This window comes from Acinetobacter sp. TW_SC_4, assembly GCF_054861205.1.
This window is the reverse complement of sequence record NZ_CM142174.1, coordinates 269,397-292,683: the sequence shown is the minus strand read 5'-3', so window position 1 is coordinate 292,683 and position 23,287 is coordinate 269,397. Positions and strand designations below refer to the sequence as shown.

Below are 23,287 nucleotides of genomic sequence, written 5' to 3'. Positions count from 1 at the left end.
ATGTCTTTAAGTAATCCCTCCCTGACCCTCCCTTTATCAAAGGGAGGGAAAGCTGAAGAGAATTACGTGGGCCGGTTCGCGCCATCGCCAACCGGCCCTTTGCATTTTGGTTCTCTCATTACTGCAGTCGCTAGCTACTGTGATGCCAAAGCCCATCAGGGGCGCTGGCTAGTCCGCATTGAAGATACCGACATCCCCCGAATTTATCCCGGCAGCGAAGAACATATTCTACGTGCAATGGATGCCTTTGAATTTGAGCCAGATGGCGAAATCATCTACCAGAAAGAGCGTCTGGATATTTACGAAAATGTGATCCAGCAACTGCGCCAGCAGGATCTGGTCTATGCCTGTCAATGTACCCGCAAAATGCTGGGCTCCAATCATATTTACCAAGACACCTGTCGTGACTTAGGTCTGACTTTTGAACATCAGGCGATTCGGGTCAAAGTCGAAGATGTTGAAATCTGTTTTGAAGACCGTCTACAAAGCCGACACTGCTCACAGCTGAAAAAAGACTTGGGCGATTTTGTCTTAAAACGTCGTGATGGCATCATCAATTATCAGTTGGCAGTCGTAGTCGATGACTATCTGCAAGGCATGACCCATGTAGTCCGTGGTGCGGATCTTTTAGATAATACCGAACGTCAGATTTATCTGGGTCAATTGTTGGGTTATCCGCGTTTAAGCTATATGCATTTACCACTGGCAATGAATGATCAGGGCCAGAAACTGTCCAAGCAAAATCTGGCCCAGGCACTGGATCTTGATCAAGCTCCCCAGCTCTTGCAAAAAGCACTTCAAGCCCTCTGTCAGGCGCCCGTAGAACTGGATCGCCCTGCTCGCATGCTCGAACAAGCGGTTGCACAATGGGATATTTCCCGAATCCCGCATACAACTGAGCTACAAGGTCACTATTTATAAAAATGGGTTTTCACTTAAGCTAAAAGCAATAACCAAGGCGAGTGAGGATCATAAAAATGTTTTTTATTTTTGGTGTAGGACCGAAAACCAAGGTCATTGAGAAAAGCCAGTTTCTTTGTCCAGTCTGCCGGACCCGTTCTAGGTATGAACTCAAACAGCAGCGTAATTATTTTTCTTTATTTTTTATTCCGCTGATTCCACTTTCCAAGGCGAAAAGTGCTTTTGTGCGTTGCCTGAATTGTGGAACTGTCATGCCGAGCACAGTACTTGACCATGCTCAGCCTGATCCACAGCGTCCGTCTAATCTAGAAGCTTGATTCTTCCCGGCTTGGATTGACCTGCTGGGTCGTCGAATCAATTTTCAGAATCAAACTGATCATCACTGCACAAACAATAAGTGATGAACCGCCATAGCTAATAAATGGCAGGGTCAACCCTTTAGTTGGCAATAAGCCCATATTCATCCCAGCATTTACCAGAATCTGTAACAGGAAAATGATACTGATCCCATAAGCAAGATAACCTGCACGCAAGTATTGATGCTGCAAGGCACGATGCCCAATCCGGATACAGCAGACCATTACAGTAAAAGACAGAATCAGAATGGTAGAAATACCCAAGAAACCAAATTCCTCCCCTAAGATCGCCAACATAAAGTCAGTATGCGCTTCCGGTAAATAAGACATTTTCTGGATACTGTGGCCTAGCCCTACTCCCGTCCATTCGCCACGACCAAAGGCCATCAAGGCATTGGAAAGCTGATAACCGGTACCAAGCGGATCTTCCCAAGGGTTCGAGAAAGACAATAAACGTTGTAAACGGTAAGGTTCCAGAGCGATTGCGGCAGCAAATGCACCCAATAAAGTAATAAAAGCGACACCGAACTGAATCCAAGGTGCACCAGCCAGGAAGAATACACCGAGCATGGTCAGGGTGATTACCACTGTTGCCCCTAAGTCAGGCTCAAGAATAATCAGGCCAACCGTTGCCCCCATGATGGCACTTAATCGCACCAAGCCTTTGATATTATTCCGAACTTCTTCAGCACGACGGACCACGTAATCAGCGGTAAAAATCGCCATCATGACCTTGGCGACTTCCGAAGCCTGCAAGGTAAAACCGGCTACCCGAATCCAGCGCTTGGAGCCGTTTACTTCAGTCCCGACAAAGAGTACGGCGACCAGCAAAACAATGGTAATAATCCATAAAAAGAAAGTGTTATTGAACCAGACTTTTAATGGAACTTTATAGGCTAAAAAGGCTGCACCTGCCGCAACCAGAATCGAGATCGCATGCCGGGTTACATAGTGGAAAGCATTTTCATGCATCCGTTCAGCATAAGGCATCGATGCTGATGCCACCATGATCGAACCGATGCACAGCAAAGCTAATACACAAAAAATCAGCACATTACGCGGATTAACTTCAGCGGGCAGCTTAGGTACCCACTGCTGATAAAATTGATTAATTTTATTGATCGCAGTCTGAGCAAACTCAGCCATATCACGAATCCTTGTTATTCTTAATTGAGTTCATTCACATAGGCCACAAACTTGCGACCACGTTCCGGATAACCGGAGAACATGTCAAAACTTGCACATGCAGGAGACAATAACACGACATCATGTGCCTGAGTGCGCTTCTGGCAAATTTCTACTGCTTCCTGCAGGCTTTCTGCATGCACCAGCTCAGTTGTACCAGTAATGGCTTTTTCAATAATTGGGCAGTCCACACCAATCAATACGGCTACTTTTGCATACTTAGATAATGAGTCACGTAAGGCAGTAAAGTCCTGGCCTTTACCCTGACCGCCAAGAATAATGGCAACTTTGCCACCTTGAGCTTCGATTGTCATGCCCAAGCCATCAAGTGCTGCCAATGTTGCACCAATATTGGTTCCTTTGGAGTCATTATAATAACGCACCCCATTGACTTCTTTAACAAATTCGCAGCGATGTTCCAAGCCTTTGAAGGTTTTTAACGTATCCAGCATAACGTCCATTGGCAGGCCAATTGCTTCACCTAAAGCTAAGCAAGCCAAGGCATTCGCCACATTATGGGTACCTTGAATGTACATGTCAGAACTTTTGAGCAGACGTTCACGACCACGTGCCAGCCAGATTGTGCCATCCGTATCTTTGAGAATACCGTACTGGTTGATGTCCGGTGCATTCAAACCAAAGCTCTGCATTGGAGTTGCATCTGGAACCAGTGGACGGGTCAGTGAATCATCACGATTAAACACCACTTTTTTCACACCTTGGAAAATACGGTGTTTGGCGGTGTGATAACCCATCATGTCGCCATGACGATCCAGATGGTCTTCACTCATATTCAGAACAACAGCCACTTCAGCCTGCAAGTTTGAGGTCGTTTCTAACTGGAAGCTCGACAACTCCAAAATATACAGTTCAGGATCATCTTTGGTCAGATCCAGTGCTGGACGGCCAAGATTCCCCCCAACTGCCACTTTTTTACCTGCATTCGCTGCCATCAGACCGATTAAAGTAGTGACTGTACTTTTGGCATTGGAACCGGTAATGGCCACAATCGGCTTATCCGTCGCGCGACGTAAAATTTGGATTTCACTTACTACAGGAATACCTTGTGCCAGTGCTGCCTGGATTTCAGGTAGTTTCGGATCGAGTCCTGGGCTGATGATAATTTCTTCGGCAGAGAGCAACAGATTCTGGTCAAACTTGCCAAAACCGGTCTGTACTTCCGCAGGAATCTGGTCATGTCCCGGAGGGGTGGCTCTTGAGTCCGTTACTGCAACGCGGTAGCCCTGGTCATGTAAGAAGTTGACCGCTGCAACACCTGAAATCCCGAGTCCTGCAACGACTTTTAATCCACCACGTTGTATTAACATTTTCGCCCCATTTTCTGGTCTATTTTAAAACTGACGAAATGGTAGCACTTTGCTGTTTTGAATGCTTTTTCTGTTTTGACTTTCTCTGGCATTTTTTGTGTCAGGGCGTAAAAAAATATCGTTAAATCTTCATCTTTAATCGGTTTAATAATTAATGAATTTTTATTGGCGTCATCATGGGAATAAAAGTTAAGACTATGCTAGCCATAACTTGAAAGGAAAATCAGACAACGCTTCCATTCATATATAGAAAAATAGTGGATTCTTCTCACCCAGATAAATCAATAAGTTTTTAAAAAATAAAAAATGAGGGAGCTTATTTCTAAACTCCCTTACTCATTTACATACTCAGTTTTTATTCTCAAATAGAATGAAAGTTTACTTCCACTTCACCGCCTGAGCTTTAGGTTTTGTACTTGAGCTTTGTTCCGATGCCGGACAAGCGCAGTTACCGCCACAGCCACCAGCCATAGCCGGTTTTAACCATTTCGCCAGCGTGTGCCAGTCCTTGGCTGCACAGGCATCAGACAGCTTCTGGAAGACTGAGCGTGAGGTATTCGGAAATACCTTTTTAAATACCACGAGTGCACTCCAGACAACCAGTACCGCTACAATCAGAATTTCAATCATCTCAATCTCCCATTCACATGATCAGTCAGATCTAGCCAAGGTTTCCCTTCAGCCAGTTTAACCCAAATAATGTGATGCAATTTGATAAGTCAGGAATGACATGAAATATGCCAAACCAAACAGGTAGAAGGTCATAAAGCTGACCGTTTTCCATGAACCGGTTTCACGCTTTACAGTGGCTAAAGTCGCCAGACAATGCGGCGCATAGATAAACCAGACCAGTAGAGACAAGCCGGTCGCGATCGACCAGCCCAGATCACCACCGCCACTAATCAGTGCCGCCAGACCCTCAGACATGGCATCTTCATCAACTGCAGACAAGGCATAAACCGTACCCAATGCTGCCACAACGACTTCACGCGCTGCCATCGCGGGAATCAGTGCAATACAGATCTGCCAGTTAAAGCCCAATGGGGCAAAAATAGGTTGCATCACATGGCCGAGCATCCCGGCAAAGGAATAATCGATATCCGGTAAAGTTGCACCTTCTGGTGGCTGCGGGAACGTACACAGGAACCATAGCAGAATAGATAATGCAAAGATGATGCCGCCGACACGCTTCAAGAAAATTTTGCCGCGATCCAATAGGCCAATCCAGACGTTTTTCACATCTGGAAAGCGGTAACTTGGCAGCTCCATCAATAGCATGTGCTGTGACTTGTCTTTATGGAAAAATTTCAGGATAAAGGAAACAATCAGTGCACTCAGAATACCGGCCATATACAGACCAAATAACACCAGACCCTGCAGGTTCATGAAGCCCCAAACGGTTTGCTCAGGAATAAACGCTGCAATCAGCAAAGCATATACTGGCAGACGTGCCGAACAGGTCATCAGTGGCGCCACAAAAATCGTAGTCAGACGGTCACGTGGATCACTAATCGTCCGTGAAGCCATAATCCCCGGCACGGCACAGGCAAAGCTGGACAATAGAGGGATGAAAGCACGGCCCGAAAGACCTGCCTTAAACATCAATTTATCCAGCAAGAAGGCAGCACGTGGTAAATAACCGGACTCTTCCAGTACCAGAATAAAGAAGAATAGAATGAGAATCTGCGGCAGGAAGACCACGACCCCACCCGCGCCGGCAATAATCCCATCAACCACCAAGCTGTTTAATAAAGGATGAGCAATCAGTCCACCCATGTACTCGCCCAACCAGCCGAAGAAAGTTTCGATCCCGTCCATGAAGGGCGCAGCCCAGGCAAAGACCGCCTGAAACACCACAAACATCATAATGGCTAAGCTAAGCAGGCCTAATACTGGATGCAGGAATATCTTGTCCAGGAAATCAGTACGTTTATCTTCCTGATCGGCATAATTCACCACATCTTTCAGAATACTGGCAATCTGATGATGGTGATCGCCACTCAAACCGCTGAGTTCAGTTTGCGGAGCAGAAAACTTGTTTTTATCCAGTGCATTTTTCAGGTTTTCAATACCTGAAGTACGCACGGCTACTGTTTCAACTACAGGCACACCCAAACGCTCAGACAGTTTCTGGGTATTGATCTGCATCCCGCGACGGCGTGCTTCATCCATCATATTCAGCACCACCAGCATTGGACGGCCCAGCTGAATCATTTCCAGTACCAGTCCCAGATGCAGTTTTAGGTTGGTTGCATCTACAACGCACAGGAAAGTATCCTGCTGGCCTTCTTCTGCAATTTTACCCTGAACCACATTACGGGTAATTTCTTCGTCCGGACTGGTGGCATTCAGACTATAAGTTCCTGGCAGATCCAGTACACGTACCGGTTTACCTGAAGGAAGTGTGAAATTCCCGACTTTACGCTCAACCGTAACCCCGGCATAGTTGCCTACTTTTTGACGGGATCCGGTTAAATGGTTGAATAAAGAAGTTTTACCGCAGTTTGGGTTACCGACAAGGGCAATACGTAAGGTATCACTCATGCCGCCGCTCCCTGTTCAATTTCAATCTTGGCCGCTTCCGATTTTCGTAAAGCAAAACGCGTAAACCCCACCTGAATAAGAATCGGATCCCCACCAAAAATACCTTTGGTAATGACTTGTACCTGAGTCCCTGGTACAAAACCTAAAGTTTCCAAGCGACTGGCCACAACATCGTGGGAAGCGCCTTTACCATCAGTAGTTCGATTAACTTTTCGAATGATGGCAGTTTGTTTTGCTTTCAAATCAGACAAACGCACCGTGAAAATTCCTAAGACTTTTGTACAGTATACAAACAAATGAGAATAATTAACAAATAAGTATTAATTACATTTCTTCTTGGCTGTATAGCACATCGACATGTTCGTAAAATTAAACTAGAGTGGAGAATAGCAATCAGGCTTCTCGCTTTTAAAAATTATCCTCATTAAACATCATGCTGAATAAAAAACCTCGCATTCCTAGTCCAGTTCAGATTCCTGAATCTTTCAGTTACTTACAGGGTTTTCGTGATTATCTGATTGCCCAGACAGTGAGCCCTCATACCCGAAATGCCTATTTGTCTGATCTGATCCAGTGTGCCGAATGTCTGGTTAAACCTTTACCAGAATGGAACCATGATGATATTTCCGATGTGCTGATTGAACTGACCAAACAGCAAAAAAGTCCACGTTCAATTGCACGATGTTTGTCCGCCTTACGTTCTTTTTATAAATTCCTGCGGGAACAAAAACTGCGGAGTGACAATCCGGTTGCTGCCCATAAAACACCGAAGCTGGGCCGTGCCCTGCCGAAAGATCTGTCTGAAGCTGATGTCGAAGCGCTGATTCATGCACCCGATATTAATACCGCATTGGGTTTACGTGATCGTGCCATGTTTGAAGTCCTCTATGCTTGTGGTTTACGGGTGACAGAACTGATCAATCTGCGTCTGGATCTGATTAATTTAAAACAGGGCTATTTGCGTATTGTCGGTAAAGGCAATAAAGAACGTCTGGTGCCAATGGGACAGATGGCCTGTGAATGGGTGGAAAAATACCTGCAAGAGGCACGCCCGCAATTGTATAAGACAGCGACTGATTATCTGTTCCTCACTCAGCATGGCGGCATCATGAGCCGGCAGAATTTCTGGTATGCCATTAAACGCTATGCACTACAAGCCGGAATTCAGGCTGAACTGTCTCCGCATACTTTGCGCCATGCCTTCGCCACGCATTTACTTAATCATGGTGCTGACTTACGGGTAGTACAAATGTTGCTAGGTCACAGTGATTTATCCACCACACAGATCTATACCCATGTGGCACAAGTCAGAATGCAACAACTACACGCGACCCATCATCCACGAGCTTAAGAGCTGATTCAAATAGAATAAACTGAGAAGTTTGACGTAGCTCTATCTTTTTTTGCTATGCTAATGCTCTGTTTTTAGTCCAAGAAAAAAAGGGTTATTATGACATTTGCCCGCACCAAAATTTTTATCGCTTGTCTGCTTGCTACCGGTCTGGGACTGAGCGCATGTTCCAATTCCAATAATTCAGATAAAAAGCAAGATACGCTTACAGCAAGTGCACCGGCGACGGGTGAAGCCTCTAACCTTAGCGAACGTAATGCACAGCAACGCCTGATTTCAACGCTCGAAAGTCATTTCAAAAAAGCGGGAATTAACGCAAAAATCACAGGTATTAAAACTACTGAAGTACCCAACATGTCTTGGGTCAGCCTTGAAGGTATGGCGCCCGTCTATGTGACAAATGATGGTAAATATCTGATTCAGGGTGATGTCATCCGTCTTGGAGATAAAGAGCTGCATAATGTCAGTGAAACTCTGCAATCTGACGTCAACAAGAAAATCTTTGCAAACCTTAAAGCTGAAGACCTGTTGATCTATCCAGCCAAAGGCAAAACCAAGCACGTGATCTATGTCTTTACCGATGTCAGCTGTCCGTATTGTCACAAATTCCATGAACAGATGGATGAAATGAACAGCAAAGGCATCGAAGTACGCTATATTGCTTGGCCACGTGGCGAGCAGCATATGCCTGCCATGGAAGCCATCTGGTGTAATTCCGATCGTCGTGCAGCCTTCGACCAAGCCATCGCTGGTGGATCTATCACGCCGACTACTTGTAAAAATCCTGTGAAAGATCAATATCAAATGGGTCTTAATATTGGTGTTAATGGTACCCCGGGCGTATACAGTTCTGAAGGACTTTATCTCGGTGGCTATATGAGCACATCAGAATTATTGGATCGACTTAAATAACTCATTTTAATTAGTTATTTAACTTTATTTTATAGATGAAGATATTCTGAAATGACCCTAGAGTCAGACCGCTTTTTTAGCTATGATCTAAGCTCTCGTAAAAAACTGTTTATATTTGGAGTGTGACGTGAAACCAGTTCGTCTGGCAATCCTCGGTCTTGGTACTGTAGGTGGTGGTGCCCTTAAACTATTAAAAGAAAATGCTGCTGAGATTAAACGTCGCACCGGTCGTGAAATTCAAATTACCCATGTTGGTACGCGTCGCCCGCGTCCTGATCTGAATCTACCTGAATCAGTTAAACAAAGTGCAGATCTGCTCGACATTGTACGTCAACCTGATGTAGATGTGGTGGTTGAAGTCATGGGCGGTATTCATCCTGCTTATGAAGTGATTAAAGAAGCCATTCTGCATGGTAAACAGGTCGTGACTGCTAACAAAGCCCTATTGGCTGAACACGGGAATGAACTGTTCAAACTTGCCGATGACAACGCTGTGCAAATTGCTTACGAGGCAGCGGTGGCTGGCGGCATTCCAATTATTAAAGTGATGCGTGAAGGTCTGGCAGCCAACAAGATTGACTGGCTAGCTGGCATCATCAACGGTACAGGCAACTTCATCCTGACTGAAATGCGAGATAAAGGCCGTGCCTTTGCTGATGTACTGAAAGAAGCACAAGAACTGGGTTATGCAGAAGCAGATCCAACCTTTGACGTTGAAGGTATCGATGCAGCACATAAACTGACATTACTGGCCTCTATTGCTTTTGGTATTCCATTACAGTTTGATAAAGTCTTTACTGAAGGCATCAGCAAAATTACTGCACAAGACGTGAAATATGCTGAAGACTTGGGTTTCCGTATCAAGCACCTCGGTATTGCCCGTCGTGCTGAAACCGGGATTGAACTCCGTGTACACCCTACCCTGATTCCTGAAGAGCAATTGATCGCCAATGTGAATGGTGTAAAAAATGCAGTTCTGGTTCAAGCCAATGCGGTTGGTCCTACACTGTATTACGGTGCAGGTGCGGGTGCAGGTCCTACAGCTTCTGCAGTAGTCGCAGATGTCGTGGATATCGTACGTGATATTTCTTATACTGAAGATGGTGCTGGTACGATTCCGCAACTGGCTTTTGAAAGCTTAAGTGACCTGCCAATCCTGCCACGTGAAGAAATGACGACTGGATACTACATCCGGATCAATGCTGAGGATCAAACCGGAGTACTGGCTGAAGTAACCTCTATTCTAAGCCGTGAAGGCATCAGTATTGATGCGATTCTGCAGCAGTCACGTCTGAAAGATCTTATTCCTATCGTGATCCTGACTGATCCAGTCAAGGAAGCGAAAATGGATGAAGCGTTAAAACAAATTCAAGCTCTTCCTGTCATTCATGGCGAAATTGTACGAATTCGTTTAGAATCGCTTGATAATTAATCGGGTCGAGGGGACACTCTCCCCTTGCCAAGCTCTACACACAATTGGAACATCATCATGTCGAATGCCAATCGTTATACTGGTTTAGTTGACCGCTATCGCGACCGTTTACCAGTGTCTGCAACTACTAAAGCCGTTTCTCTGGGTGAAGGTAACACGCCACTGATTAAGCTTGCGAATATTCCGCGCATTATTGGCAAAAATGTTGAAATTTATGTGAAGTACGAGGGCTTAAACCCGACTGGTTCATTTAAAGACCGTGGTATGACCATGGCGGTAACAAAAGCGGTTGAAGAAGGCTCTAAAGCCATTATCTGTGCATCTACAGGTAATACTTCAGCAGCAGCTGCAGCTTATGCTGCGCGTGCAGGTATTAAAGCGTTTGTTTTAATCCCAGAAGGCAAAATTGCCATGGGTAAAATGGCACAAGCGATGATGTATGGTGCGATCACCATGCAAATCCGCGGTAACTTCGATGACGGTATGCGTCTGGTAAAAGAAATCGCTGACAAAGCACCAGTAACTATCGTGAACTCAATCAACCCGTACCGTCTGCAAGGTCAAAAAACCATTGCTTACGAAATCGTGGATGAATTGGGCCGTGCACCAGATTACCACTGCCTGCCAGTAGGTAACGCAGGTAACATTACTGCACACTGGATGGGTTATACCGAAGCGGTTGCAAATCAGCCTGCTGGCGAGTTTGAGCAAGTGGTTTACGACGCTGCAACTGATGCTTTCACTGGTCCTAAACCTCAAGGTCTACCAACAATGGTAGGTTACCAGGCTTCTGGCGCTGCACCTTTCCTTCGTGGTGCACCTGTTGAAAATCCTGAGACTGTTGCAACTGCAATCCGTATCGGCAATCCACAAAGCTGGAACCATGCGAAAGCGGTTGTTCGTGATTCTAAAGGCTGGTTCGATGAACTGACTGATGCCGAGATTCTGGAAGCGCAACGTCTTCTTTCTATGTATGAAGGCGTATTCGTAGAACCTGCATCTGCAGCTTCAATCGGTGGCGCAATCCGTGACATTAAAGCAGGTAAAATTGCTGAAGGTTCTGTGATCGTGTGTACTGTAACTGGTAACGGTCTGAAAGATCCGGATACTGCGATCAAACAATGTTCTGATGCTGTAATGCTTTCAATTGACGCAACTTTAGAACAGGTTCGTGAATCAATTCTTTCTAATATGTAAGATACAGAATCAAAAAAGCCCTGCACTTGCAGGGCTTTTTTTTATATGCGCTTAAAAAAGATTAAACACGTTGTTTAGGCAGGCTAGACACCCAAGTCATTAGGCGAGTCGCATCATTGGTACGTGCAGCAGTTGAATCCGCACCTAATACCACGACCACCACAGGACGGTTATTTAAGGTCGTGTGCATGACGACACAACGTCCTGCTTCATTGATATAACCGGTTTTAGACAGGTTAATATTCCAGCCACCATTTCGCACCAGTGAATTGGTGTTATTCGATTTCAATACACGATAGCCGAGGTTGAAATCATAGCTGGCAGTCGTAGAGAATTGACGGATCAGGCCATATTGTGAAGCGGTATTCACCAGAATCCCCAAATCGCGTGCAGAAGACACATTGCCAGGATGCAGGCCGGTAGATTCCATATAGTGGGTTGAATTCATGCCCAGCTCTTTAGCTTTGGCATTCATCTTCGCAATAAAGGCTGCACGACCACCTGGATAAGTACGCGCTAATGCAGCTGCAGCCGGGTTCTCAGACTTCATCAAAGCAAATAATAAGGCTTCAGCACGATTCATGCTGTCCCCGGCTCTTAAGGTAGAACTTGAGCTCTTACAGCCTGCACAGGAAAAATCAGCCTGCTGCAGAGTAATTTTTTCAGACATATTCAAACGCGCATCTGAAATCACCACTGCAGTCATCAATTTGGTAATCGACGCAATCGGGTAAGCATTATTGGTATTTTTACTAAATAGCACTTCACCCGTCTGTGAATCCATCACCAAAGCTGCACGCGCACTTACAGCAGGTTGATTACTAAAGTGACTATTATCAATAATCTGCACAGGTTTTGTCAGCACTGGCGCTGGTGCGCCGCCCTGACGAATTGTCGTCGTAACAGTTGCTGAACCTGGTGGTGAAGGTTCTGCAGCAGATACGCTCAAATTATCATTCATGAGCTGATTGACTTCATCAGAAGACCAGCTGATGCTGGATCCACCCTCTGTTGTGCCAGAATTCATAATGATTTCAGCAAAACTTGTCGTGCTCATGCTGATTAACACGGACAGGCCAAGTAGATGCCTTAAAGACTTGTTTATTTTCTTCACTATTCCTTCACTCAACTAACAGAGGTAAGATTGATTTGCGTATTACCTCTAATATGCCTTACATTTAAACACAATGCCGAACATTTTTTGTTCTTGACACTATGTGATAAGTTTCAGATTTAATCTGCGAATAGGATTGCTAATTTTGTAGTTTCATTGCAAGCTTATTTTGCTTTATGTAACAAAAAAATGATTTTTAATAGAGGGAGAGTCTAGGTGATCACAGTTTTAGTTGTCGACGACCATGAATTAGTTCGTACTGGAATTTGCAGAATGCTGGAAGACCATGCGGATGTTCAGGTGATTGGACAGGCTGAATCTGGTGAAGAAGCAATTACCCTCGTCCGTCAGCATCATCCCAATGTGGTTCTATTAGATGTCAACATGCCAGGTATCGGTGGTGTAGAAACCACACGCCGTTTGCTACAGACTGCTCCTGAAACTAAAGTTCTTGCGGTGAGTGGTCTGGCTGAAGAACCTTATCCTTCTCTTTTACTTAAGGCAGGCGCCAAAGGTTATATCACCAAAGGTGCACCTGTATCAGAGATGGTTCGTGCCATCAATAAAGTCATGCAGGGCGGTAAATATTTCAGTGCCGATATTGCTGAACAGCTGGCCAGCTCCTACCTGTCTGATACCCAGCAGTCTCCTTTTGACGCACTGTCTGAACGTGAAATGCAGGTAGCCATGATGGTGGTGAACTGTATCAGCGCGCAGGAAATTGCCGACAAGCTGTTTGTGAGCGTTAAAACAGTCAATACTTACCGTTACCGGATCTTCGAAAAACTGAATATCGATAGTGATGTTAAACTGACCCATCTTGCAATGCGCTATGGCCTGATTAAACCTTAATTTAACCCTCTGCTTAATGCGGTTTCTATGGCGCAAACATCCAGTTATTCTGAACTGAATCAATATCATCTGGGCCTATGGTATAGCGCCTACCGCCTGATTATCAGCACGGGTCTGTTGCTGATTTTCCTGCTGACTTATCCCGATATGACTGCGGATTATCAGTATCCTAAACTCTATCACTACGCCTTAATGATTGGCGTCGCCGTCAATACGGTGCAACTGTTTACGCTGAGATGGGTAAAGCGCCTGATTCAGCCACAGTTCATTCTAATTTTTGCCAGCGATGTCTTTTTTCTCAGTTTATTGACCTTGGCCAGTCAGGGTCCAAATGTCCATCTCGGACTGATTTTTGTTATTACCATTTTTTCAGCCTCATTATTGCTCGATGCCAAGAAAGCCCTGATCATCACCCTGATTGCGGTGATTAGTATCATCTACCAGCATTTTATCGGCAGTATTTTTGCCTTTTCCTCGCTTACCAATATCGGGAATAGTGCCCTGCTGGCCTTTCTGTTTTTTGTCGTTTATGGCTCGGGACAAATTGCAGTACGGCGCTTTCAGATTCTGGAAAACCTGAATTTTTCTCAATCGCTAGAACTATATCGCTTACAGAATATTAACCGCTATATTCTGGAACAGATTGAAACCGGCTATCTGGTCTTAGATGAGAATTACCATGTGGTGCTCAGTAATCCCGCTGCCTGTCATCTGCTGGGTATTGAGCCAATGTATGCCCATGAAAGGTTTTCGTTATACCAATCTCAAAATGACTTGTTTGAACTGATCCGTTTTGAAAATCTGGAAAATGGTGAGCGGTTTCAATTTGAATCCCAGCAGAGTCGTTATAATATTCACGTGCAGGTACAAAAACTGATTGTACCGCACCAGACTCTAACCCTCCTCGTGCTGCAAGATGCCCGCAAACTTAATCAGCAGGTGCAACAGTTAAAGCTTGCTGCTCTAGGCCAGCTTTCCGCCAGTATTGCCCATGAAATTCGCAATCCTCTGGCTGCCATTGTACAGGCCAATGATCTTTATCTCGATTCTGAACCTGAACAGCAACAGGTCCTGCATCAGATGATCAGCCGACAGGCTACCCGTATTGACCGGATTATTCAGGACACCCTGAGTATGGTGAAGAATAAAGAAACCCATCCGGTCGTGATTCAGCTGAATGAATTTATACCCCTGTTTATTCAGGAAGATTTAGCAGATGTGGCGGATCAGATTCAATTTAATATTGATGTACCACTGGCAATTCAGTTCGATGAAGCCCAGTTACGTCAGATTCTGATTAATCTGATTCGTAATGCTATCCATCATAATTCACCGGATTCGCCCCATATTCAATTGAATATTCACCCATATGAACATAAGGTATGGATAGATGTCCGGGATTTTGGCTCTGGTGTTGCCACCCATGATCAGGAATTATTATTTAAACCTTTTTTCAGCACGTCTATCCATGGAACGGGACTCGGACTATATTTATCACACAGTTTTTGTGAAGCCAATCAGGCACAACTCAACTACATTTCACAAGAACAGGGCGCATGCTTTCGGATTAGCTGTCAACGTGTAACAGCATAAAAGGAATAAGGGGAAATATTGTGGAACAACAACCACTGGTCTTATTGGTGGATGATGAGGAAGATCTATGTACCCTCATGCAAATGTCATTAATGCGCATGGGAATCCGTACGCATATTGCCCATCGTCTGGAAGATGCGAAAAAATTTCTGACAGATCATCAATATGATGCCTGTCTGACAGATCTAAATCTTCCTGATGGCAATGGCCTGCAATTATTGGACTGGATTAACCAGCATTCTCCTCACCTTCCGGTGGCTGTTCTAACCGCCTATGGCAATATGGAAATTGCCATTGCTGCACTCAAGGCAGGTGCATTTGACTTTGTCAGCAAACCGATCAATCAAAAGCATCTGGAACAACTGCTGCAAAAAGCACTGAATAAACCAGTAGACTATTATCAGAATAATTCCAATGATTCATTAGAACATAAATTGCTGATTGGACAATCCCTACCTATTCAGCAATTGCGTATCACCTTGAAAAAAATTGCCCGTTCTCAGGCTCCGGTATTTATTACTGGCGAATCAGGTACCGGGAAAGAAGTCGTGGCCAATTTGGTTCATCGTCTCAGCAATCGCAATGAAGGACCTTTTATCGCAATTAACTGCGGTGCAATTCCGACTGAATTGATGGAAAGCGAACTGTTTGGCCATAAGAAAGACAGCTTTACGGGTGCGACACAGGACAAGCAAGGACTAATTCAGTCTGCCCATGGAGGCAGTCTGTTCTTAGATGAAATTGCTGAATTACCGTTATCTATGCAGGTCAAACTGTTACGTGCTGTTCAGGAAAAACGCATTCGTCCAGTCGGTTCCGATACTGAAATTGATGTCGATTTCCGTGTCATCAGTGCCAGCCATCAGGATCTCGATGCGCTGGTACAACAAGGCAAATTCCGTCAGGACTTGTTCTTCCGTATTCATGTGATGGATCTGGTCTTACCACCACTGCGTGAGCGCGGCCAGGATATTCTGCTCCTCGCTGAGCATTTTGTTCAAAAGATCTGCCAAGAATGGCAAATTCCTGCGAAAAAGTTGACGGAACGGAGTAAAGAATTTTTACTCGAGCAATATTATCCAGGCAATGTACGCGAACTGCGTAACATTATTGAACGAGCGATTACTTTGAGTGATGAAGATAAGATTGATCTTCAGCATCTGCAAACTGCTCCACTGCGTCATATGGCTCCTGTCTTATCAGAAACTGCCAATCTGGCAGAGCCGACTTCATCTTCGGATCAGATCATTATTCCGAAAAAATTACCTGAAGAAGGTCTGGAACTGTATTTAGAAAAGATTGAAAAAGAAATTCTGTTGAATGCTTTGAATCTGACACATTGGAACCGTACATTGGCCGCGAAGAAACTGGGGATGTCATTTCGGTCTTTACGTTATCGTCTAAAAAAATTCGGACTGGATACTGAAGAAGATGAATGATTATTTCTGCAGGAGCAGCAAGTCTGTGACGTGATCCAGATAGCTCTCCTCACGCGCATCCTGACCTAGGGGATAGGTGAAATGTGGTTGAATCCCATGTCCTTCGATCATATTGCCGCTCGGGCTAAAGTATTGCGACACCGTCATCTGTAAAGCGGAGCCATTGCTCAAAGGAAATAATTTCTGTACCACCCCTTTACCATAGCTCTTTTCCCCTACCACCCACGCACGATTATGTTCTTTCAAAGCTGCCGTGAATACTTCTGCAGCGGAAGCTGAACGGTTATTGATGAGAATACCGACTTTCAGGTTCTGAAACTCAATTCCTGGTAGTGCCTGAAATTGCTGATTGCCTTCAGAACGGCTCTTGGTCGAGACAATAATACCCTGATTCAGGAACAAATCTGCTGATTCAACGGCTGCGGACAATAAACCACCGGGATTATTACGCAGGTCAAACAGCACTGCTTTGAGCCGATTAGTTGAATAACTTTCAATAATCCGTTTGATTTCATTAGCGGTATCCTGCTGGAAGACTTTGACCTGTAGCACCAGAACCTGATTGCTGTGTAAGGTCGATTTAATCTCGGTATCTACTTTGGTATTGCGGACCAGTGTAATCGGTACGCTTTGCGCAGAAAGCTGGAGCGTTAAAGTAGAGCCAATGGCACCAGTCAATAAATCTCGCACCTGCTCACGTTTCAGCGCACTCAAGACCTGATCATCAATCTTGTAAACTGTGACACCATTGCGAAGGCCTTGTTTGGCAGAATCAGCATCCGGACTCAAGCCTTGTACCATCCATTGTTTTAGCTGCGGATTAAAATGCAGATCAAAATCAATACTGGCCAGATCACCTTCGGTATATTCACGCAGCTGCTTATAGTCTTCAGGAGATAAATAGCGGGAATAGCGGTCCAAGCCGCTCACCAAACCTTGAATGGCTTGCTGGAAAAGCACATCGTCATTTTTGTCTTGAATATAATTATCTTTGACGATGCCATAAATCTGAACAAATTCCTGGATGGATGTAACAGGAATTTCATTATAGACCTGTTCATCCATTTCCAGCTCATCAAGTGCCATCTCGGTTGAAACGGCACTCCACGCGGAATGACTCAAACACATCAGTAAGCAGGATAAGACTACAGACTTGCCATGTGTTTTTATCATTCTTATACCTGTTTTATAAAAGATTAAGCGTGCAGCTCAATAAGATTGCGACCTTGCATTTCAGTTGGTACCGGAATTTGCATCAAGTTCAGCAGGGTTGGTGCGACATCAGCCAATACACCACCTTCTGCGATTGTTGCAGAACTTGGACCCACATAGATAAATGGAACCAGTTCAGTGGTATGCTGGGTATGCACCTGACCGCTCTGATAATCCTGCATTTGCTCCACATTACCATGGTCTGCAGTAATAATCATATGACCTTTTTTCGCCATCACAGCTTCATAAACTCGGCCTAAGCAAGTATCCACGGCTTCAACGGCTTTCACTGCTGCATTAAATACACCAGTATGGCCGACCATATCACCATTGGCATAGTTTACAACCAGTAGGTCAAACTCGCCTGAATTGATCGCTGCCACCAGTTCATCTGTTACTTCATAGGCACTCATTTCCGGTTTCAGGTCATAAGTCGCAACATTTGGAGATGGGATCAGGATACGTTTTTCACCTGGATATTCATCTTCACGGCCACCGCTAAAGAAGAAGGTTACATGCGCATATTTCTCAGTTTCTGCAATACGTAGCTGAGTTTTACCCAGGTTCGACAGATACTCACCTAAAGAATTTACCAGCGCTTCTGGCATATAGGCTACTGGCGCATCAATGGTTGCCTGATAACGGGTCAGCATCACGAATTTTGACAGGTTTGGCACTACTTTACGTTCAAAACCGGTAAAATCTTTTTCAACAAAGGCACGAGTCAATTCACGGGCACGGTCAGCACGGAAGTTCATGAATACGACGCTGTCGCCATCCTGAATCTTCACAGTATCGCCAATGCGAGTCGCTTTTACGAATTCGTCTGATTCCTCTGCAGCATAAGCCTGTTCCAGACCTTCAACTGCAGTAGCTGCAGTACGCACTGCTTCACCTTCAGTCAGCAGACGATATGCTTGCTCTACACGATCCCAACGGTTGTCACGATCCATGGCAAAATAACGACCGATCATACTGACAATACGACCCTGGCCCGGATATTGAGCAAATAATGCATCCAGTTTTTCTAAAGAGGGTTGTGCACTTTTTGGTGGAGTATCACGACCATCCAGGAACGCATGCAGATAAACCTGAGCACCGCGTTTTAAAGCCAGTTCCGCCATGGCCACGATATGATCTTCGTGTGAGTGCACACCGCCTTCAGAAAGAAGGCCCATAATGTGGACTGCGCCATTTGCTGCTTTGGCTTTCTCAACGGCATCAACCAGCACTTCATGCTCGAAGAAAGCACCAGTACGGATATCTTTGGTAATACGGGTAAAGTCCTGATACAGCACACGGCCAGCACCAAGATTCATATGACCAACTTCAGAGTTCCCCATTTGACCATCAGGCAGGCCGACATCTTCACCTGAACCTGAGATCAAACCATGCGGATGCTTTTCCTGCATAGCAGTTAAATTTGGTCGTTTAGCCGCTAAAAACGCATTGTCTTCGACCGCTTCGCGATGACCCACACCATCCATAATCACCAAAACGTGAGGGATTTTGCCAGCAGTTGCATCCGTCATAATGAAATACTCTTTTCGTCTACGAATTAATCGCTCTAGTTTACCGAATTTTGCAAAAAGAGGCCATGACCAGTCGATGGTTTAAGCCTCTTGTTGCGATTGATTTCTTCTATTTTCCTGTGGCTTAGCGGGCTCGATGGAGCAAGTAGCCGCCAATAGCAAACATCAGCAAAATAGGAATAAATACGAACCATGCCGGTGATGGCGCATAGACCAGACTGGCATAGCCGAGAAAATCCTGCAGGTAGAAGAAGCTTAACCCTGCGAATAACGCAATCACCAAACGGAAGCCCATCGATTGCTGACGCAATGGCCCGAAAATAAATGAACAGGCAATCACTACCAGCGCAATCAGGGCAAATGGCGAACCAACTTTCTGCCAGAAAGCCAGCTGATAGGTTTTCGGTACCTGACTATATTCATTCATATAGCTCATAAAGCTTACCAGCTGGCTTGGTGATAAATCTTCCGGATCAATCGTGACCATATGCACATATTTCGGCTGCAAGGCCAAAGCCAGTGGTTGCTTATCATGCTGTACCAGTGTCGCATTGCCGTTTTGTAAAATATCAAACTGTTCTGTGCTATCTAGTTTCCAGGCCCCATCTTTGACGAATTCACCCTGCTTGGCATCCAGAGTACCCCGCAGACGGTAATTGTCATCAAAGTCCAGCATCTGTACATTTTTCAGCTGGCCTTTGGCATTGGCATAATCAATATAGATAAAGCGATTACCCTCACGCGTCCAGTAACCTTTAACTTCACCAATTTTTACCGGCTTGTTATAGCTTTTGACTGCTTTGGCCTGTTCATTGGTATATGGAATCACCCATTCGCTCAGGGCAAACGACAATACGACCAATAGCAATGCTGATCGAATAACCCAGCCGACAATCCGCCAAAGACTAACCCCCACCGAACGCATTACGATCAGCTCACTATTGGAAGCCAATGCACCTAAACCAAGTACCGCACCAATCAGTGCGGAAATTGGCAGGATTTCATAAAGATAATTCGGTGCGCCCCAGAGTACATATTTTAAGGCATCCCATGCACCATAGCCTTCTTTCAGGGAACCCAATTCACCTAAATACGTAAATAAGACCTGCAGACCTGAAAGAACAGCTGTTGCCCCAAGCATCGCCAGCGCAGTGGTTCCGGTTACATGTTTGGCAACTATACGACGTGCTAACATTGTTAAGACCTCACTCGCTGAATCTGTTTTTTAATTTTTGGCGCCAAATTCTGTTTACGTGAGAACAATGCACCGGCTATGGCATAAATAATCAGGACTAATGGATAAGCCCAAATGCCCATTTCCGCCTTGCTGACCCGGGTTTTGATTGCCATCAGGGCGACAATCAGGCTAGCAAAGATCATCAATGCCGGGAATAATTTGAGATAGCGACCTTGACGCGGACTAACTTCCGACAGTGCCACAGACAGAATCAGGGCAATTACAATGGCAAATGGTACAAAGACACGCCAGCCAAGCTCACTGGCTACCACTGGATCCTGACGGTTTTTCCAAAGCTGTCCGGTCGGCAAGGCTTCAACTTCATCACTGACCAGTTCTGCTTCTTTATTACTTTCGATCCGTAAACGATAGCTTTCAAATTCAGCTTGAGTATATTGCGGGGTGCCTGGATAAATTTCATAGCGGCGACCATTGACCAGGTCGACCACATTGGCTGCATCATTCGGCATTTCAATTCGAGTCGCTTCCTGCGCCAGAATCATCACATCCGGCTTGCCTTCTTTTTCCGCACGCTGATAGAAGAAAATATCTTTCAAGTTTTTGCGATCTTCGGATAGATCTCCGGCATAAATCGTATAAGGTCCAGACGAAATAAATTCTTTGGGCCGAACCAGATCAAAGCCGGTTCGTACTGCCTGCTCACTGGTCAAGGCTTCAAACTGGCGAATCCCCCACGGCGAAGCCCACAGCATGAGAAAGCCTTGTGCAAGGAGATAGACTAAAGTCATTGGAATCAAAAGACGTGCCAGCTGATGCCGACTAATTCCACTACCATTTAAGACCGCCATCTCATGATCAACATAAAGACGGCCAAAGACCAGCATTAAGCCAATAAAGAACCCAAGTGGAAGAATCAAGGTCAGGAATTCAGGCAAACGATAACCAATGATGCTGAACAGGATTCCAGCATCCAGACGCCCCTGTGCGGCCACACCAAAATACTTGATCAAACGACCGCCCATCATGATAAGGGTCAGTAAGGCAATCACCACCAAGGAGGTCGATACCACTTGCTTGACCAGATAACGCCGAATAATCAAATTAGTTCTTCCAAAATGAGCTCCATAAAACGAATGCTAGTTTACCCGAATAGCAAAAATATAAAACCTAGGTGGCTCTGCCCATTGAAAATCTATTCGGATAAATGTTTCAATGCTTGAATGATTTGCAAATCTAAACAGGCGTGAAAACAAGATATGAACCTTACAATTAATACGTCATTCCCAGAGAATGGATCAAGTCAATCTTTGTTGATTTTAGTCGACTCAGAGCAAATTCAGAGCGCTGCATCAACATACCAAATCAACAACCTAGACACATTAATTGAAGCCTCCCAATTCAAGGCCGGTCTAGCAGAAAGTTTAAGCCTGATTGGACAGATCAGCCAGTCTCAGCATGCAGCCCTGATCGGCCTCGGCAAGACTGCCGAATTACAAGCGGGAAAACTGGCGAAAATTGCCCAGGCCATTATTAAAGCCTCTCAAAAAAAATTCAAACAGATTTCTGTTGATCTGACACAACTTCCACAAGAATTGCACTATCTGTTTGCATTGGCTTTAACTCAGGCCAGCTACGGCTATGACGAATACAAGTCGAAAAAGAACGAATTTATTCTGGAGCAGATTGATTTTATCGCTGCCGAAACTCCGCTAACAGCTGAACAGTTGCAATTGATTCAGGCCGTTCAGACTGGTCAGAATCTGGCGCGTGATCTGGGTAACCGCCCTGGCAATATTTGTTTCCCGGAATATCTGGCAGAACAGGCCCAGGCGCTGGCGGCTCAATATCCGGACCTGCTTAAAGTAACTGTGCTCAATGAACAGCAAATAGCTGACCTTGGCATGGGTGCCTTCCTTGCAGTCAGCAAAGGTTCAGACCGTCCAGGCCGTATTATTACGATTGAATATCTGGCGCATCGTGAAGAAGCACCAGTGGTATTACTGGGTAAAGGCATTACTTTTGATACCGGCGGTATTTCATTAAAACCAGGCGCTGGCATGGACGAAATGAAATATGATATGTGCGGTGCGGCTTCAGTTCTAGGCACCCTTCGTGCACTATGCGAATCTCGTTTACCAATTCATGTAGTGGGTGCGATTGCTGCAGCGGAAAATATGCCTTCTGGCAAAGCCACCCGTCCAGGTGACATCGTAACCACTATGAGTGGTCAAACTGTTGAAATTTTAAATACTGATGCTGAAGGCCGTCTGGTACTCTGTGATGCGCTAACTTATGTGAAACGCTTCAACCCTGCCCTGGTGATTGATATTGCAACTCTAACCGGTGCTTGTGTAGTGGCCTTAGGTTCAGTCTTGACCGGTATGTTTACGCCAGACAATGAGCTGGCTGCAGAACTTGAAACCGCCGGTCAAAATGCATTTGACCGTGTATGGCGCATGCCGGTACTGGACGACTATCAGGAACAACTGGATTCACCATTTGCCGATATTGCCAATATTGGTGGCCCTAAAGCCGGTTCTGTAACAGCTGCATGTTTCCTGCAACGTTTTACGCGTGACTATCGCTGGGCTCACCTGGATATCGCAGGTACGGCATGGAATTCAGGTCCAAATAAAGGCGCAACTGGTCGTCCAGTACCTCTATTAATGCAATTCCTGGCTAATCGCGTTCAAAAGCATGGCTAAGGTCAGCTTTTATTTATTTGAAAAAAGCCCTGAACGGCAGGTGGACAGCACTTGTCGTTTATGCCGTAAAATTTTGCGTCAGCCAGAGCGCATCTGGCTGCTGTGTGCCGATCCTGCCTTACAGCAGGAACTGGATGAAAAGCTGTGGAACTTTGATCCTGCCAGCTTTATTCCACACGGGATTGATCAGCCAGATGCAACCGTCTGTATCTCGGCTCAATTACCAGAGCAGTCGGGCTGGATTATTTTTAATTTTAATCCGGAAGAAGCACTTGAACCTGATGCGAAATTTAGTCACATTATTGAGATTATTGAAAACAATGAACCAGCCAAACAGCTGGGACGTGAAAAATATAAACAATATCGTCGCTTTGGCATTCAGCCAAATACCTTTAAGCTCTAAGTAATCACGTGAA

At 45.2% G+C, this 23,287-nt stretch carries 21 protein-coding genes; 11 read left to right on the top strand and 10 right to left on the bottom strand.

Features of this window, described 5'->3' with window-relative positions; genetic code table 11:
- Both gluQRS and ACWM1W_RS01335 read left to right on the top strand, forming a co-directional pair.
- Window positions 1–921, top strand: a complete 921-nt coding sequence (gene gluQRS / locus ACWM1W_RS01340) for a tRNA glutamyl-Q(34) synthetase GluQRS (protein WP_375726101.1) — start codon at window positions 1–3, stop codon at window positions 919–921.
- A 56-nt stretch (window positions 922–977) separates the two neighbouring features.
- On the top strand, window positions 978–1,238 hold the full coding sequence (locus tag ACWM1W_RS01335) for a zinc ribbon domain-containing protein (protein ID WP_375726100.1): 261 nt from the start codon (window positions 978–980) through the stop codon (window positions 1,236–1,238).
- Here the strand turns inward: ACWM1W_RS01335 and ftsW are convergent.
- The 5 genes from ftsW to ACWM1W_RS01310 form a co-directional block, all read right to left on the bottom strand.
- On the bottom strand, window positions 1,227–2,423 hold the full coding sequence (ftsW, locus tag ACWM1W_RS01330) for a putative lipid II flippase FtsW (protein WP_004787257.1): 1,197 nt from the start codon (window positions 2,421–2,423) through the stop codon (window positions 1,227–1,229). The genes ACWM1W_RS01335 and ftsW overlap by 12 nt on opposite strands.
- A 20-nt stretch (window positions 2,424–2,443) precedes the next feature.
- Complete coding sequence (gene murD / locus ACWM1W_RS01325) at window positions 2,444–3,790, bottom strand: UDP-N-acetylmuramoyl-L-alanine--D-glutamate ligase (protein ID WP_375726099.1); 1,347 nt, start codon at window positions 3,788–3,790, stop codon at window positions 2,444–2,446.
- Window positions 3,791–4,168: 378 nt separating this feature from the next.
- Complete coding sequence (locus ACWM1W_RS01320; protein ID WP_262738493.1) at window positions 4,169–4,420, bottom strand: DUF6587 family protein; 252 nt, start codon at window positions 4,418–4,420, stop codon at window positions 4,169–4,171.
- A 57-nt stretch (window positions 4,421–4,477) separates the two neighbouring features.
- Entirely contained in the window at window positions 4,478–6,334 is a 1,857-nt protein-coding gene (gene feoB, locus ACWM1W_RS01315) for a ferrous iron transporter B (RefSeq protein ID WP_375726098.1), read from the bottom strand.
- Window positions 6,331–6,591: a FeoA family protein gene (locus tag ACWM1W_RS01310; RefSeq protein WP_004787267.1), complete on the bottom strand. Its 261-nt coding sequence runs from the start codon at window positions 6,589–6,591 to the stop codon at window positions 6,331–6,333. Before ACWM1W_RS01310 ends, feoB begins: the two co-directional genes overlap by 4 nt.
- A 176-nt stretch (window positions 6,592–6,767) precedes the next feature.
- Between ACWM1W_RS01310 and xerD the strand changes: the two genes are divergently transcribed.
- From xerD to thrC, 4 genes are all read left to right on the top strand, one after another.
- Complete coding sequence (gene xerD / locus ACWM1W_RS01305) at window positions 6,768–7,685, top strand: site-specific tyrosine recombinase XerD (protein WP_312331354.1); 918 nt, start codon at window positions 6,768–6,770, stop codon at window positions 7,683–7,685.
- A gap of 99 nt (window positions 7,686–7,784) precedes the next feature.
- Entirely contained in the window at window positions 7,785–8,597 is an 813-nt protein-coding gene (locus tag ACWM1W_RS01300; protein WP_312331355.1) for a DsbC family protein, read from the top strand.
- Between the two features lie 127 nt (window positions 8,598–8,724).
- The gene (locus ACWM1W_RS01295) at window positions 8,725–10,029 is read left to right on the top strand and encodes a homoserine dehydrogenase (protein ID WP_375726097.1); all 1,305 of its coding nucleotides are present in this window, start codon (window positions 8,725–8,727) and stop codon (window positions 10,027–10,029) included.
- Between the two features lie 57 nt (window positions 10,030–10,086).
- Window positions 10,087–11,226, top strand: coding sequence for a threonine synthase (gene thrC / locus ACWM1W_RS01290; protein WP_004787275.1), 1,140 nt, complete (start codon window positions 10,087–10,089; stop codon window positions 11,224–11,226).
- 61 nt (window positions 11,227–11,287) lie between these two features.
- Here the strand turns inward: thrC and ACWM1W_RS01285 are convergent, their stop codons facing one another.
- Window positions 11,288–12,340 (bottom strand): serine hydrolase, encoded by a 1,053-nt coding sequence (locus ACWM1W_RS01285; RefSeq protein ID WP_034590260.1) that lies wholly within the window; start codon window positions 12,338–12,340, stop codon window positions 11,288–11,290.
- Window positions 12,341–12,556: 216 nt separating this feature from the next.
- Between ACWM1W_RS01285 and gacA the strand changes: the two genes are divergently transcribed.
- From gacA to ACWM1W_RS01270, 3 genes are read left to right on the top strand one after another with little or no spacing between them, the layout of a single operon-like run.
- A complete protein-coding gene (gene gacA, locus ACWM1W_RS01280; protein WP_005233474.1) occupies window positions 12,557–13,192 on the top strand; it encodes a response regulator transcription factor GacA in 636 nt (211 codons plus the stop codon).
- A gap of 27 nt (window positions 13,193–13,219) precedes the next feature.
- Entirely contained in the window at window positions 13,220–14,785 is a 1,566-nt protein-coding gene (locus tag ACWM1W_RS01275) for a sensor histidine kinase (RefSeq protein ID WP_375726096.1), read from the top strand.
- 17 nt (window positions 14,786–14,802) lie between these two features.
- A complete protein-coding gene (locus tag ACWM1W_RS01270; protein WP_395521888.1) occupies window positions 14,803–16,224 on the top strand; it encodes a sigma-54-dependent transcriptional regulator in 1,422 nt (473 codons plus the stop codon).
- On the opposite strand, the gene ACWM1W_RS01265 is transcribed toward ACWM1W_RS01270, so the two are convergent.
- The 4 genes from ACWM1W_RS01265 to lptF all read right to left on the bottom strand — a co-directional run bounded on the left by ACWM1W_RS01265 (window position 16,225) and on the right by lptF (window position 21,266).
- Window positions 16,225–17,397 (bottom strand): S41 family peptidase, encoded by a 1,173-nt coding sequence (locus ACWM1W_RS01265; protein ID WP_004787284.1) that lies wholly within the window; start codon window positions 17,395–17,397, stop codon window positions 16,225–16,227.
- A 23-nt stretch (window positions 17,398–17,420) separates the two neighbouring features.
- Window positions 17,421–18,968 carry a 2,3-bisphosphoglycerate-independent phosphoglycerate mutase gene (gene gpmI / locus ACWM1W_RS01260; protein WP_004787286.1) on the bottom strand — a complete coding sequence of 516 codons (1,548 nt, stop codon included), beginning with the start codon at window positions 18,966–18,968 and terminating at the stop codon, window positions 17,421–17,423.
- A 124-nt stretch (window positions 18,969–19,092) separates the two neighbouring features.
- Complete coding sequence (lptG, locus tag ACWM1W_RS01255) at window positions 19,093–20,163, bottom strand: LPS export ABC transporter permease LptG (protein ID WP_004787289.1); 1,071 nt, start codon at window positions 20,161–20,163, stop codon at window positions 19,093–19,095.
- 2 nt (window positions 20,164–20,165) lie between these two features.
- A complete protein-coding gene (gene lptF / locus ACWM1W_RS01250) occupies window positions 20,166–21,266 on the bottom strand; it encodes an LPS export ABC transporter permease LptF (RefSeq protein ID WP_341120430.1) in 1,101 nt (366 codons plus the stop codon).
- 156 nt (window positions 21,267–21,422) lie between these two features.
- Between lptF and ACWM1W_RS01245 the strand changes: the two genes are divergently transcribed.
- On the top strand, window positions 21,423–22,871 hold the full coding sequence (locus tag ACWM1W_RS01245) for a leucyl aminopeptidase (protein WP_004787294.1): 1,449 nt from the start codon (window positions 21,423–21,425) through the stop codon (window positions 22,869–22,871).
- Window positions 22,864–23,274: a DNA polymerase III subunit chi gene (locus ACWM1W_RS01240; RefSeq protein ID WP_341120428.1), complete on the top strand. Its 411-nt coding sequence runs from the start codon at window positions 22,864–22,866 to the stop codon at window positions 23,272–23,274. The genes ACWM1W_RS01245 and ACWM1W_RS01240 overlap by 8 nt, the downstream gene beginning before the upstream one ends.
- Window positions 23,275–23,287 lie beyond the last annotated feature (13 nt).